Source organism: Acutalibacter intestini, from assembly GCF_034334985.1.
GTDB lineage: Bacteria > Bacillota > Clostridia > Oscillospirales > Acutalibacteraceae > Acutalibacter > Acutalibacter intestini.
This window is the reverse complement of the sequence record NZ_JAWXXL010000004.1, coordinates 99,273-115,270: the sequence shown is the minus strand read 5'-3', so window position 1 is coordinate 115,270 and position 15,998 is coordinate 99,273. Positions and strand designations below refer to the sequence as shown.

At 58.7% G+C, this 15,998-nt stretch carries 14 protein-coding genes; 2 read left to right on the top strand and 12 right to left on the bottom strand.

What is annotated here, in order from left to right:
- Positions 1-2 precede the first annotated feature (2 nt).
- The 7 genes from prmC to U8U68_RS05515 form a co-directional block, all read right to left on the bottom strand.
- Positions 3-884: a peptide chain release factor N(5)-glutamine methyltransferase gene (prmC, locus tag U8U68_RS05545; RefSeq protein ID WP_322199832.1), complete on the bottom strand. Its 882-nt coding sequence runs from the start codon at positions 882-884 to the stop codon at positions 3-5.
- On the bottom strand, positions 881-1,822 hold the full coding sequence (locus U8U68_RS05540) for a DUF1385 domain-containing protein (protein ID WP_322199831.1): 942 nt from the start codon (positions 1,820-1,822) through the stop codon (positions 881-883). The genes prmC and U8U68_RS05540 overlap by 4 nt, the downstream gene beginning before the upstream one ends.
- 66 nt (positions 1,823-1,888) lie before the next feature.
- A complete protein-coding gene (locus U8U68_RS05535; RefSeq protein ID WP_322199830.1) occupies positions 1,889-3,298 on the bottom strand; it encodes a sensor histidine kinase in 1,410 nt (469 codons plus the stop codon).
- Positions 3,299-3,313: 15 nt separating this feature from the next.
- Entirely contained in the window at positions 3,314-4,018 is a 705-nt protein-coding gene (locus tag U8U68_RS05530; protein ID WP_322199829.1) for a response regulator transcription factor, read from the bottom strand.
- Positions 4,019-4,180: 162 nt separating this feature from the next.
- The gene (locus U8U68_RS05525) at positions 4,181-5,557 is read right to left on the bottom strand and encodes a hypothetical protein (protein WP_322199828.1); all 1,377 of its coding nucleotides are present in this window, start codon (positions 5,555-5,557) and stop codon (positions 4,181-4,183) included.
- A gap of 420 nt (positions 5,558-5,977) precedes the next feature.
- Positions 5,978-7,222: a 2-hydroxyacyl-CoA dehydratase gene (locus U8U68_RS05520; protein WP_322199827.1), complete on the bottom strand. Its 1,245-nt coding sequence runs from the start codon at positions 7,220-7,222 to the stop codon at positions 5,978-5,980.
- Between the two features lie 505 nt (positions 7,223-7,727).
- On the bottom strand, positions 7,728-10,634 hold the full coding sequence (locus tag U8U68_RS05515) for an acyl-CoA dehydratase activase-related protein (protein WP_322199826.1): 2,907 nt from the start codon (positions 10,632-10,634) through the stop codon (positions 7,728-7,730).
- Between the two features lie 648 nt (positions 10,635-11,282).
- On the opposite strand from U8U68_RS05515, the gene U8U68_RS05510 reads away from it, so the two are divergent.
- A complete protein-coding gene (locus tag U8U68_RS05510; RefSeq protein ID WP_322199825.1) occupies positions 11,283-11,708 on the top strand; it encodes an acyl-CoA thioesterase in 426 nt (141 codons plus the stop codon).
- A 2-nt stretch (positions 11,709-11,710) separates the two neighbouring features.
- Complete coding sequence (locus U8U68_RS05505) at positions 11,711-12,187, top strand: P-loop nucleotide/nucleoside kinase family protein (protein WP_322199824.1); 477 nt, start codon at positions 11,711-11,713, stop codon at positions 12,185-12,187.
- Positions 12,188-12,193: 6 nt separating this feature from the next.
- Here U8U68_RS05505 and ribF read toward each other — a convergent pair whose 3' ends face one another.
- From ribF to U8U68_RS05480, 5 genes are all read right to left on the bottom strand, one after another.
- Complete coding sequence (ribF, locus tag U8U68_RS05500) at positions 12,194-13,084, bottom strand: riboflavin biosynthesis protein RibF (RefSeq protein WP_322199823.1); 891 nt, start codon at positions 13,082-13,084, stop codon at positions 12,194-12,196.
- A gap of 92 nt (positions 13,085-13,176) precedes the next feature.
- Entirely contained in the window at positions 13,177-14,088 is a 912-nt protein-coding gene (gene truB, locus U8U68_RS05495; protein WP_322199822.1) for a tRNA pseudouridine(55) synthase TruB, read from the bottom strand.
- Positions 14,089-14,094: 6 nt separating this feature from the next.
- Positions 14,095-15,066: a DHH family phosphoesterase gene (locus U8U68_RS05490; RefSeq protein ID WP_322199821.1), complete on the bottom strand. Its 972-nt coding sequence runs from the start codon at positions 15,064-15,066 to the stop codon at positions 14,095-14,097.
- Positions 15,041-15,448, bottom strand: a complete 408-nt coding sequence (rbfA, locus tag U8U68_RS05485; RefSeq protein WP_322199820.1) for a 30S ribosome-binding factor RbfA — start codon at positions 15,446-15,448, stop codon at positions 15,041-15,043. Before rbfA ends, U8U68_RS05490 begins: the two co-directional genes overlap by 26 nt.
- 10 nt (positions 15,449-15,458) lie before the next feature.
- Positions 15,459-15,998 carry a GNAT family N-acetyltransferase gene (locus tag U8U68_RS05480; RefSeq protein WP_322199819.1) on the bottom strand — a complete coding sequence of 180 codons (540 nt, stop codon included), beginning with the start codon at positions 15,996-15,998 and terminating at the stop codon, positions 15,459-15,461.

Below are 15,998 nucleotides of genomic sequence, written 5' to 3'. Positions count from 1 at the left end.
CTCTACCACCCCAAACCAGAATTTTCTGTTTCGCCCATTTTCTTGCCCAGCACCACCCGGTCCAGGCCCCCCAGGTCCTTTCGCACCTGTACACTCTGAAATCCGCTGTCCTCAAAAAGTATTTTCACCGCCTGTCCCTGTGTGCTGCCAATCTCCACCCCCAGCAGCCCCCCGGGTCTTAGCAGCCGGGCCCACCAACTGGTAATGGCCCGATAGAACACCAGCCCGTCTGGGCCTCCGTCCAGGGCAGCGGCGGGCTCCCGCCGTACCTCTGGTTGAAGGCCCGGAAGGTCCCCGCTTTCAATGTAGGGTGGGTTTGCGGCAATAAAGTCTAGCCCCTTTGGCAGGTTCTCTGGCAGTTTCGGGTCCAGCACGTCGGCCTCCAGGGCCTCCGCCTGAAAGCCGCTATACTTGGCCAAATTTTTATGCAGATAGGCCAGCGCCGCCGAATCCTTCTCCACACAAAAGACCTTTGCCGCCGGCAGCAGACTGCACAGCCCCAGGCCCACAGCCCCTGTGCCCGCGCACAGGTCCAGGCCAAGCCTCCGGGCATCTACGGCCATGGCCCCGGCCATTGCCTCCACCAGTACAGCGGTGTCCTCTCGAGGAACCAGCACGCCTTCTCCCACAAACAGCTCTAGGCCCATAAAGGGCCAGCTGCCCACAATATACTGCAAGGGCCGGCGCTCCTCGCGCTGAGCAAGGGCCAAAAGAAAGGCCCGCTCCTTTTGTGCTAAGGGCTCTTCCGCCCCGCGCACCGCCAGCCCCGGGCGGTCCAAGCCCAGAAAATGCCGGGCCAACACCCCAGCGTCAAAGCCCGGCGTATCAATGCCCGCCTGGCTTAGCCGGTCCTTTGCCAGTAAGTACAGCGCCCGGTGGGTCATTTCACCAGGTCCTCGCCGTTTTCCGGAATAACCGCCTCCATAGCGGCAATGGCGGCCTCAATCATTTTGTCGTCCGGCTCCTTCACGGTGATGCGCTGCATCCAAAGCCCCGGGGCCGTAATAATCCGGGAGAGCAAGCAGTCGTGGCGGGCGCAGAGCTTCTGCACCTCATAGCCAATATTCATAATCACTGGGATGCACAGCAGCTTTACCGCCGTACGCAGCACGGGGTTGCTAAAAGGAATAAAGAAGCCCACCACAATGCCCAGCAGAAGCATCAACGCCATAAAGCTGGTACCACAGCGGGGGTGAAAGCGCCGCTGGACCCGAATGTTTTCCACCGTAAGGGGCAGGTCCGCCTCGTAGCAGAAGATGGTCTTGTGTTCCGCCCCGTGGTACTGAAACACCCGCTTGATCTCCTCCATGCGGGAAACCAGCAGCACATAGCCCAGAAAAATGCCAATGCGCAGTACTCCTTCGAACGCAGAGCGCCAGCCGGAGATATCCGCCGCAAAATTTCCCTGCACAGCTCCTTGCAGCAAATTAAACAGGAAGGTGGGCAGCATAAAAAACAGCACAATGGCCAGGCCCAAGCCCAGCACGGTACCAATGGCCATAACTATACTGGTAAGCTTGTCCCCCAGGTGCTCGTCCAGCCACTTGTCTAGGCCAGTAAGCTCCTCCTCGCCGGTATCCGTCAGCTTATCCGCAGAAAGGGAAAGAGCCTTATAGCCCAGGCGAAAGGTATCCACCAGGGAAAAAATCCCCCGGATAAAGGGTTTGCCCAGGATAGGATATTTCTTTGTGATGCGGGGAACAGAAATATCCTCTGTGGTAATATTGCCTTGTTGGTCGCAGAAAGCAGCGGTGGTGCGCTTGGGGCCCACCATCATAATACCCTCCATAAGGGCCTGGCCGCCGATGGTTGTGATTTTCATGAGATTCTCCTGTCAAATTAAAATGTGGGTCGTGGTTCAAAAAACCGAGAGGACCGCAACGCGCATCTAGCTCTTACACAGCGGCAGGGCAATTACCACTGTGGTCCCCTCGCCTGGGGCGCTCTCCAGCTCCAGGGTTCCGTTATGCATAGCGATAATTTCATCCGCTACCGCCAACCCAATTCCAGAGCCCCGCACCAGCTGGTTCGCCTTATAGAACTTTTTCTTCACATTGGGCAAATGCTCGGGGGGTATGCCGCAGCCGGTGTCCTGTACAATCACCCGCACCTGGGTGCTGTCCAGCACGGTAGACACCGTTACCGTGCCCTCGGCCTCTGTGTATTTCAGGGCGTTGTCCAGGATGTTTACAAATACCTGCCGCAACCGGTTTTTGTCCCCATACACCGGGGCCAGGGCAGCATTCTCTTCATAGACCAGCTCTTTGCCCTCGGTACGGGCACGTTCGGTAAACAGGTACACCGCCTCGTCCAGCTCGGCCAAAAGGTCCATGCGTTCGCTAATCAGCTGCATCCGGCCGTTTTGCAGCCGGGAAAAGTCCAGCAGTTCCTCCACCAGCCCCGAAAGCCGCTCCGATTCCCGGATAATCACACTCATGCCCTTTTCCTCTGTGGCCGGGTCCGCCCCGTCCCGCAGGGTCTCCGCCCAGCCCTTAATGGCCGTCAGCGGGGTGCGCAGCTCATGAGAAACCGAGGAGATAAATTCATTTTTCATGCGCTCGGCCTCGCCCAGTTCTCCGGCCATATCGTTAATGGCGTCGCACAGCTGGCCAATCTCGTCGTCCCGGGCCTTTTCAATACGCACCTCAAAGTCTCCCTGGGCAATCTGCCGGGCATTTTGGCTTACCTGGCGTACCGGCACCAGAATAGATCGGATAAAGTACATGCCGGAAAAGGTGAGCAGCAGCATAATAAACAGCCCCGCCACCACCAGAAATACCACAATAAGGGCAGTCTGCTGGTCCGCCAGCTCCATGGACACCATGTAGCGGATGGATCCCATCAGCACACCGTTTTCGTCCCGTACCGTCCGGGTAATGGCCATCACCTTTTCCCCAGTGTTCAGCTCACCCACCCATTTTCCAGAACCGTCCGGGCTGGAGAGGGCCAGCTCATAGTCTGGCATAGGCTGCTGGCGGTCCGGCTCAAAACCTGTGGAGGTAATAAACACCTGCCCCTCCCGGCTTAGGGCCATAATCTCCATTTTGTTCCGGTCCTGAAAGGAATTCTCCACATAGTCCTGGGTAATGGCTGTAAAACTGCGTACATTATCCCGCCCGCCATTACCGGAAAACCAGTTTAAAAGCTCGTCCATCCGGCTGGAAAGGGCCAGCTCTATGCTGCTATAGGTGGAACTCTGCACCACCACGGACAGGGACGCCACAAAGATGACCAAAATGACAAACACAGCCCCAATGGTATTTAAAAACCAACGCCTGGACACGCTTCTGGCAAACACGGCCCCACCTCCCTATTACGCCTTCCACCGGTACCCCAGGCCCCAAACGGTCATAATGTGCTGGGGGTTGCTTGGCTCGTTCTCCACTTTCATGCGCAGGCGGCGGATGTTTACATCCACAATCTTTTCCTCGCCCACATACCCCGGGCCCCACACGTGCCGCAAAATATCCCCCCGGGCCAGGGCCAGCCCCGGGTTCTCGAAAAAGTATTCCATAATCTGGAACTCCACCTGGGTCAGCTCCACCGGTACCCCGCCCTTACTAAAAGAGCGATTACGCAGGTTCAGGGCAAATTCCCCAGAGACCACCTCGTTACGGCGGGCCACTTGATCCTGTTCCGCCGCCAGGGCCACCCTGCGGTACACGGCGTCTACCCTGGCCACCAGCTCGGAAGGAGAAAAGGGCTTTGTCACATAGTCGTCCGCCCCCATCATTAGGCCGCTGACCTTGTCCATCTCCTGGGTTTTGGCAGTGAGAAGGATAATGCCAATGGAGGGGTTGCGTCCCCGCAGCTCCCGGCACACCGCCAGGCCGTCGTGGTCTCCCGGCATCATAATGTCCAGGATCACCACGTCAAAACGGCCCTCGTGGCCCTCATATAGCTCCAGGGCCTGGTCCCCGGTCTCCGCCTCCACAATCTCATACCCAGCCCTGGCCAGGTTGATGACCACAAATTCCCGAATATTCTGCTCGTCCTCTGCCACCAGCACTCGTTTCATACTGAACCTCCTTTTTAGAACCGCAAGACCCTGTTCCGCAAGCCTGCCACTTTTGAAAAAGCAGACAAAACCTTTTCTGGCGTTTTTTCCATGCCGGCCCATTCGCCCCGCTCCAAAGCTGCCGCCTGGGTCAATGGAACCGGCCATCCCAAAAGTTTCCCCTCATCCGGCAAGCAGCTGGAAATTACGGGTGATCTCCTCAATGCACCGCCGGTAGTTCTCGTTCCTGGTTACAACCTGTATCCCATATACCAGATCGTTCTGGGCCAAAATCATACTGTATCCACTGGTCTCGCCCCGATTTTCCCAGGCGGAACGGGTAAATACCCGAATAGAAAACAGCGTTCCACCCAAAAGCTGGCTGCCCTCCTCGTCCTCGATCACCTCGGTATACGTCACTGTACGCAGCTTTGGGTCATTGATCGCGCACACCTTTCCCTGCAAAAGGTACGGCAGCCGAAACCAATAGTTCTCCTGGGTGTTCATCAGGGCCCGCAAAACGACCCGGCTCTCCATCTCTGGGGTAAGGCCCTGCCACTCTACCAAATAGCTGGTAGAGTCCAGGTCTACATTTTCAGGGATACCAGGCAGCTTGGTCACTGCTGGAAACTCAAAATAGCCGTCGCCGTTAATATCCTGACTGCTGATGGGCGACGTGGAAAGGCTGGGCCGTGAAAAGGGGTTGGTATACTCGCTGGTATTCACACCCCCTGGGAAGTTGCGCAGCCGCACCCCATCCAAGGTAAATATTTGGGTGGAAGTGGTCACTGCGTTTACAGATCCGTCTACAATCACGCCCTTGGTCCGGGCGTTCAGCTGGCCAGACTGAACCAGCGTGTAGCCGGTTAGGCTGTTGTCCGCCTGGGTGCTGGCCAACTCATAGGGCTTTTCCAGGTCAAAGGCATATACCCGAGCCATGGCGGGCGTGGATTCCTCCCCCTCGGCCTCGGTGGCTACGAATTTGTCAATGGTAAACAATTCATCCACCCCGTTGCCATCAAAATCGGTCAGCAGCATTTCGGCATAGTTGCCCAGCTGGTACTCTTCCAGAGCCCCCCGGCCATCATAGACATAGGCGTTCACCACCGCTATGCGCCCTGTGTCGCCCCGGGTGCTGCCCCAGCCCACCAGCACCACTTGCCCTCCCCCAGGGGCATTGGCAAAACAAACCCGGTCCACCTGGGAAAAGGGATTGCGGAAAGAGGAAAGCGTACGCCAAACGCCGTTCTCTTTTGTCAAGAACTGTACTTCTATGCCCCCCACGCCCCCATCCTCTACCAAATGGAAACCAATGGCGTCCTCCACCCCGTCCCCAGTAAAGTCGTGCATGGTAATTGCGGAAAGGTACTCGCCGTTGCGCGGGTAGACAAAGGTCACATCCGCCTGAGCCCCCTGCAAAAGCCGGTAAATGCTCTGCTGGTCCGCGTTGGCCTTTGGGGGCGACATCAGGTTTTGGGGGGAGAGCCCGGTAAAGGAGCAGCTGGGGATCTCTGTCAGCAGCATTAGCAAAGCCAGCAAAAGGACCAGTTTTTTGGGCATGGGAACACCTTCTTTCCGAGAAAGCTATTTATTTCGTAAATCTCATAAATGATAAAGCCGGAAAAGGCGCGGGGAGTTTGGGGGTAAGCGTCTGCTGGCGGCAGACACGCTAGGAACTCACCGGCGCGAGAGCCGGGACCGCAGAAGCCCAAGGTCCTGTCCCCAGGGCTTGTTTGAAAATAGAGGAAATGACGAATTTTTACCCAGAAGGGGTTCATTTCAAGGAAAAAACCGCAAAGCAATCTTCCGATTGGCGAGGATTTTTGACGCAGAAAGGGGCCCCTTCTGGGTAAAAAGACGGCATTTCCGATTTTTCAAACAAGCCCTAAGCTTAAAAATCCGCTGCAAAAAGGGGAACCCGCACCCACTCACGCCCGGTCCGCGCATCCTGGCCCCCAAAAACACCCGCCAGCTTTTTCCTCATCCCGCGCTTACCGCCAGCATCAGCTTGATCCGGTTCTCCTGGTTCACCCGGGTGGCGCTGGGGTCGTAGTCAATGGGCACAATATTGGCCTGGGGGTACACGCTCTTCACCTTGCGGATCATGCCCTTGCCCACAATATGGTTGGGCAGGCAGCCAAAGGGCTGGGTGCACACCACGTTCTCGTAGCCGCTCTCAATAAGCTCCATCATCTCGGCGGTCAAAAGCCAGCCCTCGCCCATCTTGCAGCCATAGCCGATGACCTGGCCCGCCAGCTCTTTCAGGTGGCTGTAGGGCGCGGGCGGGGTAAACTGGGGATATTTTTTCACCGAGTCGATCAGGTCTGTCTCAAACTTGGTAAAGTACCACTTCAGCAGGGTACACAGCTGCTTTTTGGCCTGGCTGCCGCCGTACAGGGCAATATCCTCCAGCCGGTTGTCCACCTTAAAGATCATAAAGCCCATAATGCCCGGCACCATTACCTCGCATCCCTGGTGAAAGAGAAAGTCCTCGAGACCATTATTGGCCAAAGCCGAGTATTTTACGTAAATTTCTCCCACAATGCCAACTTTTGCCTTTTCGGTCCTGTTCAGCGGAATGGCGGCAAAACTTTGAACAATCTGGTCAAAGTAGGCCCGCACCTCGTGCTGGGTAAAGGCCTTGCCCTGCTCAAAGAGGCCGGTCAGCTTTTGGGTCCAGTCCGCCACGGTCTGGTCGCTGGCCCCGGGCCGAACCTCGTAGGGCTTGGTCTGGTTTTTCAGCAGCATCAAAAGGTCGCCATAGGTCAGGGCCGCAATGGCCCGGCGCAGCATGGGCAGGGTCAGCTTAAAGCCGCTGTTGCTCTCCAGGCCCGAGAGGTTTAGAGAGATCACCGGGATATAGTCCAGCCCGTCCTTTTTCAGGGCCTTGCGCAGCAGGTGTATGTAGTTGCTGGCCCGGCAGCCGCCGCCGGTCTGGGTCATAATCAGGGCCACCTTGTGCAGGTCGTACTTGCCGCTGTGCAGGGCGTGCATCAGCTGGCCAATGGACAGCAGCGCCGGGTAGCAGGTGTCGTTGTGCACATATTTTAGCCCCTCGTCCACAATCTCCCGGCCAGTGGTTTGCAGCAGGTCCAGGTGGTAGCCAAAGCTGTTAAGCACGTTTTTGATGAGCTCAAAGTGGATGGGAGCCATATTGGGCGTTAAGATGGTATAGTCCTTTTTCATCTCCCGGGTAAATTCCACCCGGTTTGCTGTATTGCTCATAGAGAATCCTTTCTATGGGTTTTGAGAGTAGCGCCAGCGTGGGTAACAGTAAAAAGTTCGCCGGCCTTTCAAGGCCGCAGGGGATTGGGGGCTGCGCCCCCAAGGTCTTGCCGGAGTCAGCTGGTCTGCGCTGACGGAGGCCTTCCAACACTTAGGGCCCTTTGGCCCCGATGGGCATTTTCAAAGAAAATGCCCATTATGCGCACAAAGCGCGCTTTGTCTACGACGTATAGTTAACACAGTTCAAAAGATGTTGAATACCTCTTTTGAACCAGGCGACATTGTCGCCCAGCTTGAAAATCGGTACATACCGATTTTCAAGTGTGTTTACTATAATGGCCTCCGGCGGGGAGGGGCTTCGCCCCCTCCACCCCCACAGCCTTTGAAAAGGCTGGCGAAACTTTTACGCCGGGGAACGGGAATGGTCCCGCCAGGTCCTGCCTCGAAGCCGCCAGCCGCTCCCCAAACCCATACCATGTTCATTTTGGGTCATTCGGGCAGGCGGCTAATCGCCCAGCCCCAGCGCGGCGAACAGGCTGCGCAGCCGGATGCGTACCGCGCCCAGGTTGGTAATCTCGTCGATTTTAATTTGGGTGTAGATGCGCCCGCCCTCCTCCAAAATCGACCGCACCTCGTCCCCGGTAATGGCGTCCACCCCGCAGCCAAAGCTCACCAGCTGCACCAGGTTCACCCGGGGGTCCCCGCACTCTGCCACATACCGGGCGGCGGCGTACAGCCGGGCGTGGTAGGTCCACTGGTTCAGCACCTTGGTAGAGAACTTTTCCACCTGGTCGCTAATGGAGTCCTCGGTGACTAGCACGGCGCCGCACTCGCAGATAAGCTTGTCGATGCCGTGGTTGATCTCTCCGTCCAGGTGGTAGGGCCGGCCCGAGAGGATGACCACGGGCAGGTTTAGCTCCCGGGCCTTTTGCATGTACTCCTGGCCCTTTTGCCGGATGCGTCCCATGTAGGCGGCATACTCGGCGTAAGCAGCCCGGGCGGCGGCCTTTACCTCTTTTTCTGGGATAGGCGGAAAGTACTTGGCCAAAATGGCCCGCATCTTTTTGGGGAAGTCATGGGGCCGGTGCAGGCCCACGTAGTCGTAGATAAATTTGGTATCCGCCAGGGCGGCCACATTGGCGTCCAGCACCTCGGGGTAGTAGGCCACCACCGGGCAGTTGTAGTGGTTGTCGCCCTTGTGTTCGTCCACGTTGTAGCTCATGCAGGGGTAAAAGATGGCGTCCAGCTTCCGCTCCAGCAGGGTGTCAATATGCCCGTGCAGCAGCTTGGCCGGGTAACAGACCGTGTCCGAGGGGATGGTGTGCTGGCCCTTAAAGTACAGCTGCCGGTCCGACTCCGGCGAGGCCTCTACCCCAAAGCCCAGCTGGGTAAAAAAGGTGTGCCAGAAGGGGTACAGCTCGAACATATTCAGGCCCATGGGAATGCCGATTTTCCCCCTGGGCCCCTCACAGGGGGCATAGGCCGCCAGCAGCTGCTTTTTATACTCGTATAGATTGTACTCACTGGCCGGGCTCTGCTTTTTCAGGGGCTTGTCGCAGCGGTTTCCGGCAATGTACCGCCCGCCCCCGCCAAAGGTGTTCACCGTCAGGCGGCAGTGGTTGGGGCAGCCGTTGCAGGTGACGGCCTTTACCTGGTGGGTAAAGCCCGCCAGATCCTGGGGAGAGATGATTCCGCTGCGCTGGGGCCTGTGTTCTTTGGCGTACAGGGCCGCGCCGTAGGCCCCCATGAGTCCCGCCACCGAGGGCCGGGTGACGTCCTGGCCAATCTCCTTCTCAAAGGCCCGCAGCACCGCGTCGTTGAGGAAGGTGCCCCCCTGCACCACAATGTGCCGGCCCAGGCTTTTGGCGTCGGTAACCCGGATGACCTTATAGAGGGCGTTTTTCACCACGCTCATAGAGAGCCCGGCGGAAATGCTGCCCAGCGAGGCCCCGTCTTTTTGGGCCTGCTTCACAGAGGAGTTCATAAACACTGTGCAGCGGCTGCCCAGGTCCACCGGGTCCTTTGCAAACAGCCCCTGGCGGGCAAAGTCCTCCATCTGGTAGCCCAGGGCCCCGGCGAAGGTCTGCAAAAAAGATCCGCAGCCCGAGGAACAAGCCTCGTTGAGGAAAATATTGTCAATGGCCCCGTTCTTGATCTTAAAGCACTTGATGTCCTGGCCGCCGATGTCAATGATAAAGTCCACCTGGGGCCGGAACTTTTTGGCAGCGGTAAAGTGGGCGATGGTCTCCACCACCCCCAGGTCCATGCCAAAAGCGGCCTTGATGATCTCCTCTCCGTAGCCGGTAGAGGCCGCGCCACGAATTTTTATGTTGGGGTAATTTTCATATAGATCGCTGAGAAAGTCCCGCACCAAGGGCACCGGGTTGCCGCTGTTGGGCAGGTAGCGGGAGCAGACGATTTCCTCGTTCTCGTTCACCGCCACCGCCTTTACGGTGGTGGACCCCGCGTCTATGCCAATATAAGCCGTGCCGTCCGGGCCCAGGGCCGCGCCGGTGGGCACGCTGTCCTGCTGGTGGCGGGTGGTGAACTCGTCATACTCGGCCTGGCTGGCAAACAGAGCCTGGCTGCTCTGGTAGTGGCGGCTGGAGCTGTAGTTTTTGATCTTCCCGGTGATCTCCCCCAGGTCGAATTCCTCTGAAGAGGGGTCCAGGGCCGCGCCGGCCGCCACATAATACAGGGAGTTTTCGGGGCAGATGCCCCCGACCCCCAGAATGCTGTCAAAGGCCTTTCGCAGCTGGGGGAAGAAGGTCAGGGGCCCGCCCAGGTACACCACCTGGCCGGTAATCTCCCGGCCCTGGGCCAGGCCCGCCACGGTCTGATTCACCACGGCGGTAAAGATGCTGGCGGCGATGTCGTCCTTCTGGGCCCCCTGGTTCAAAAGGGCCTGGATGTCCGACTTGGCGAACACCCCGCACCGGGAGGCGATGCTGTAGCTGCGGGTACTGCCGGCGGCGATCTGGTCCATCTCGGTGGGAGAAATATCCAGCAGGGTGGCCATCTGGTCGATAAAGGCCCCGGTGCCTCCCGCGCAGGAGCCGTTCATACGCACCTCCATGGAGCCGGAGAGAAACAGAATCTTGGCGTCCTCGCCCCCCAGCTCAATGACCACGTCTGTATCCGGCAGATATTTTTTTACAGCGGTGCGGGTGGCGTACACCTCCTGGACAAAGGGAATGCCCAGGTCCTCTGCCAGGCCCATGCCCGCCGAGCCCGAAACACAAAGTCCGGCGCTGGTTTCTCCGGGAAAGCGCGCCGCCACCCGGCCCAACATATCCGACGCCTTTTCCGCTATTTGGGAAAAGTGCCGCTCATATTCTTGAAAAACAGGGGCGCCCCCTTCGTAAACCACGCATTTTAATGTGGTGGAACCTACGTCCAAGCCTATCTTCATGTTCTGGGTACTTCCTTTCTCCATGACTCTTAAGGCAGCACCGTACAATTTACGGCTAACACCTTCACCTTAAGCGCTGTCTTGCTTGTACATTTTTGTTAACAGCTTTAGCCGATAGCTTCCGCTATTGCGCACAAGCGTTCCGTTTCCCAATCCTAAAGACCCTCACTGGTCTGATTGACCGCACTCAATAGAGCTACAAAGCAATTCTTGTACACTCTGACGAAAAACCTGAGGACACAATACCGCACGTAGAACTTCGCAGTATTGCCTTAAAAATGATACCATCTTTCGACCTAAAAATCAACACATAGACCGAATACAATATATGGTGCTTTATCTTTGTTTTTATAGTTAAATCTACCATGTGTACCCTTTCGCATCCTCATCAAACTATATCTTGGGCGCTCTGGCGTTTTCTTCACAATTATGGTACAATATAACCCCGCCCCCTCCGGGGGAGGGATGTTCCCCTATAAATATATGGAGCAGAGCCGCTCCTATGCGGGCAGCCGGAGCCTGGGGCTCTGCCCCGCACCCCGCCAGGGAAGCCAGTTCCTTTGGGCTTCTTTTGCTCCGGCGGTCCACCAGAACCTTGCCACGTTTCTCCCGTAAACTCCCATATTTTTTTAGAAAGCTGGTAATCTTATGCCCACTGTCCCTTACACCCGCCCGGTCCACTACTATGAGACCGACCGTATGGACTGCGTTCACCACTCCAACTACATCCGTTGGTTTGAAGAGGCGAGAGTCCATTTTATGCGCGAAAGCGGCTTCCCTTACGAAACCCTGGAAGCCGCCGGTATCCTCAGCCCGGTGCTTAGCGCCCAGGCCAATTATCATGCTATGTGCCGCTTTGGCGACACGGTAGAGATTCTTACACAGATCGAAAGCTACACCCGCACCCGCATTGCCTTTCACTACCAGGTCCGGGACCAGGCCACTGGTCAGCCCCGCTGCGACGGCTGGACCACCCACTGCTTTCTGAATTCTGCGGGCCGGCCCGTCTCCCTAAAAAAGGCCCTGCCAGACTTTCACCAGCGGGTGGAGGAATTCCTGGCAAAGGGGGTGTGAGCATGGCAAAGGTAATCCTCATCTGCGGCAAGATCGCCAGCGGCAAGACCTTCTACTGCAAAGGCCTGATGAAGAAGTCCCCGGCGGTGCGTCTCTCTGTGGACGAGCTGACCACCCGCATTGGGGAGCTGGGGACGCTCCACGACCAGGTCTGCGCCGCTGTCCAGGGCTATCTGCTGGACAGGGCCGCGGACATCGCCCGGGCCGGGGTGGACGTGATTCTGGACTGGGGCTTCTGGACCCGGGCCGCCCGGCAGCGGGCCTCTGGCTTTTTCCGGGAGCGGGGCATTGCTACAGAGTGGCACTATATCCACGTGTCAGCGGCCCGCTGGCAGGTGAATATTGAAAAGCGCAACGCCGCCGTTCTGGCCGGGGAGACCGCCGACTACTATGTAGACCAGGGGCTGATGCAGAAACTGCTCAGCGCCTTTGAGGAGCCGGACCAGAGCGAGATAGACGTGTGGTTCGAGCTGGACTGAGCCGCCCTACTCCGCCCCTACAGTTAGGGCCCGGGCCTGCTCTCCGTTTGCCTGGATGGCCGCTTTCAGCTCCTCCAGAGAGTCGAATTTCCGCTCGGGCCGCAGGAACTCCACCAGCTCCACCCGGACCCGCTCCCCGTACAGGTCCCCGGAAAACTCCGGCATCCAGGTCTCTGCCAGCACCCGGTCCGAGCCCACGGTGGGCTTTACCCCAATGTTGCAAACCCCAAAATGCGGGTGCCCCTCCACCAGGCACCAGGCCGCGTACACCCCAAACCGGGGCCGCACAAAGTTCTCTGGCAGCGCCTGGTTGATCGTTGGCGTGCCCAGCCCTGTGCCGATGTGGTTCCCATGGATCACCTCCAGCTGAAAGCCAAAGGGCCGGCCCAGCAGCCGGTTGGCTGTGGGGATGTCTCCCCGCTCCACGGCCCGGCGAATCCGGCTGGAGCTGATCTTTTCTCCATCCTCGCTTACAGGGGGCAGCACGGTCAGGCCCACGCCGTGCTTTTGGCAAAGCTCTCTCAGCAGCCCCACGTCCCCCGCCGCCCCACGGCCAAAGCGGAAGTCCTCTCCGCAGCAGAGCCGCCGGGCGTTTATTTTTTCAAAGAGCAGCGTTTCCACAAAGCTGGCGGCCTCCATGGTTTTCAGGGCCGAAAACTCCGCCGAGTACACCCGCTCCACCCCGGCGGCGGCCAGCAGCTTTTTTTTATCCGCGGCGGTCAATACCATGGCCTCGCCGGAAGGCGGCGCGGAAAAGGTGAACACCGCCGGCTGGTCCGGACCCTCCAGCGTGGCCTGAATCACCGCCATATGTCCCCGGTGCAGTCCGTCAAAGCCGCCCAGCGCCAAGCCGCACGGCGGCTGGGGCGGCATGTCAAAATTTACGATCCATTCCATGCTGGCGCCTCCTTTTTTTCACATGAGGGTAAAGGCTCGGAACATTCCCCGCACCTGGACCACACAATGCGTCTCTCTTTTTTGCCTTGAATCTATTGGGCCGCTTTAAAAAGCTTCAGCACCTTCAGCTCTCCCGCCGCCGGGTCTGCCTCTCCCAGGCCCAGGAACGCGCCCCCAGGCTCATAGACTTGCAGGCGCTCCCCGGCCTCTGGAGCACCCCCGGCCAGCCGCAGCCGGTCCAGGGCCAGAGCTCCGCCATTTAAAAAGCGCGTCCCTTGCGCTCCGCTTACCGTGACCCGCCTATACGCCTGGAACAGCCCGTCCACCGGCCGCAGCGCCTCTTCCAAGCGTCCGGCCCCGGCCAGCTGCCGCAGCTGGTCCAGGCTTACCGCGTCTGCCTCGGAAAAGCCGCAGGCCCGCACCCGCCGCAGCCCCGCCATGGTACCGCAGGTTCCGGCAGCGGCGGCAATATCCTCGATGAGCACCCGTATGTACGTGCCTTTCGAGCATGCCACCCTTAGGGTTCCCTGGCGGCTTGCGGGGTCGTAGGCCTCCAGCCGCAGCAGGGAGATGTTTACCCGCCGGGCTGGGCGCTCTACCGTAAGGCCCTGGCGGGCCAGCTTATATAGCCGCTGGCCGTTTACGGACACTGCCGAGTACATGGGCGGCAGCTGGTCAATCTCCCCTAAGAATCCCGCCATAGCCCCTTCCAGGGCGTTTCTGTCCACAGGGGCCTGGTTCTGTTCCACCAGGGCGCCGGTCACATCCCCTGTGTCAAAGCGCCGCCCCAGCTGGAACTGGGCTAAATATTCCTTGTCCGTGTCCGGCAGCAGGCTGGCGGCTTTAGCCGCGCGGCCCAGCAAAAGGGGGAGCACCCCGGTGGCCATAGGGTCCAGGGTGCCGGTGTGGCCAATCTTTTTCTCTTTACTAAGCCCCCGCACCACCGCCACCGCATCGAAGGAGGTAAATCCCTGGGGCTTATCTAATATGATTATGCCATTCATATTGGGTCAGATGCATCCTATCTCCGCAAAATATTGTTCACAAACGGCTCTCAGTTTTTCCGCCGCCTCTGCTATGGACATCCCCCCCAGGGTACATCCCGCCGCCCCGGCGTGGCCTCCGCCCCCCAGCCTCTCGCAGACCGCAGCGGCATTGACCGGAGGGTTGGCCCGCAGAGAGCCCTTGACACCGCCATCCGGCTTCTCTTTTATAGTGATCCCCAGCAGCACCCCTTCAATCTGCCGGAGCTGCCCCACAGCGGCTTCCGCCTCGTCCTCCCGCGCGCCGGTCTCGGCATAGAAGGACTGGGGCAGCAGCACCATAGCCGCCTTTCCCCCGCAGAACAGCTCCATATCCTCCAGTATCTGCCGCTCGGCCCGGAAGTAAGCCAAGCTCTTGGTCTCGAACAACTTTTGGTTAATATCTCCGGCCCTGGCCCCAGCCTCCAGGGCCTCCGCCGCCAGCCGCAGGGTCTGGGGGGTTACGTTGCGGTAGCGGAAACAGCCTGTGTCAGTGGCCATCCCTGTGTAAAGACAGCTGGCTATGGCAGCATCCGGACTCACCGCCAACTCCTTTAACAGCAGCCAGACCATCTCCGCCGTAGCCGCCGCCGCTGCGCTTACCCAGCGTTCCTTGGCAAAGGGCCTATGGGTGCTGTGGTGGTCAATGGCCAGTTCCACTTTTCCGGCAAAGCGCTCCTCTCCAGGGCCCAGCAGCTTGCAGTCCGCCACATCCACCGTAACCGTGTGGGCAGGAACCAGCCCGCTGTTTTCCAGGCCCTGGAAAAGGCAGACGAATGGTTCCGGGACCTGGTCCGGGCAGTGCCAGTCCGCCCTTTTACCCAGGGCCCGCAGCCCCCGCACCAGCCCGGACATGGAGCCCAGGGCGTCCCCGTCCGGGTTCGCGTGGCAGACCACCAAGATATCGTCCCAGGCGGCCAGCCGGCTGGCCGCTTCAGTCAACGTCAAAATTGTCTCCATAGCGGCTTTCCTCCTCTGGTAATTCTTCCTCTGCCTCCGGAATGTCCAGGTCATTCAGCAGCTTAGAGATACTGGCCCCATACTCGATGGAGTCGGTGGCCTTAAAGATCATCTCTGGTACGTGGCGCAGCTTCAGCCTGTGGCCCAGCTCCCGGCGAATATACCCAGAGGCCGACTTCAGCCCCTGTACCGCCTCTTTAGAGCGCTCCAGGCCCTCCACGGTGCTCACATAGGCTGTGCAGTAAGACAGGTCGTTGGTCACCTCCACCCGCACCACGCTGAGCAGACAGCCGGTAACCCGGGGATCTTTTAATTCGCGGACAATGGCGGAAAGCTCCCGGCTCACGTCCTCTGTAATACGTCCTAGTTTGTGTGTAGGCATAATATCCTCCTTAAAACAGCAGGTAGAAGAAAACAGCGGCCTCCTGATTTTTGGGGGCGGGCAGAGTATGGTAGCGCAGATAGTCCACCCCGCCCACCTGAAATCCCTGTTTTAGGTAAAACCGGCAGGCCATCAGGTTGTTGTCTTGGGTCTCCAGCCGCAGCCCCGCCAGGTCCCGGTCCTTTGCCCAGCGGATCGCCTGCCGGATCAGCGCTGTGCCCGTTCCCCCGCCCCGGTAACGGGCGGCCACTTCCAGGGCCTCCACATAGGCCCAACCCATGAAGTCTTTCTCTGCGGCAATGTGCCCCAGATAAGCATCTCCCCCTTGGGCCAGAAAAAGGGCCCGGTTCCCGCCTTTCGCATATAGCTCCAGGCTCTCTTGGTCCAAGGAGTGGTTGGTTTTGGTACCAGCGGGCTGGGGGAACACCGTTTCATTATACCCCCATTTTCCTTGAGAGAAGGTGGGAAAAAACTTACCCACCACGGGAAAGGACTGGGGGCTCATGTCCACCTTCCCCACGCACTGGGGCGTAAACGTTATGATCTCCAT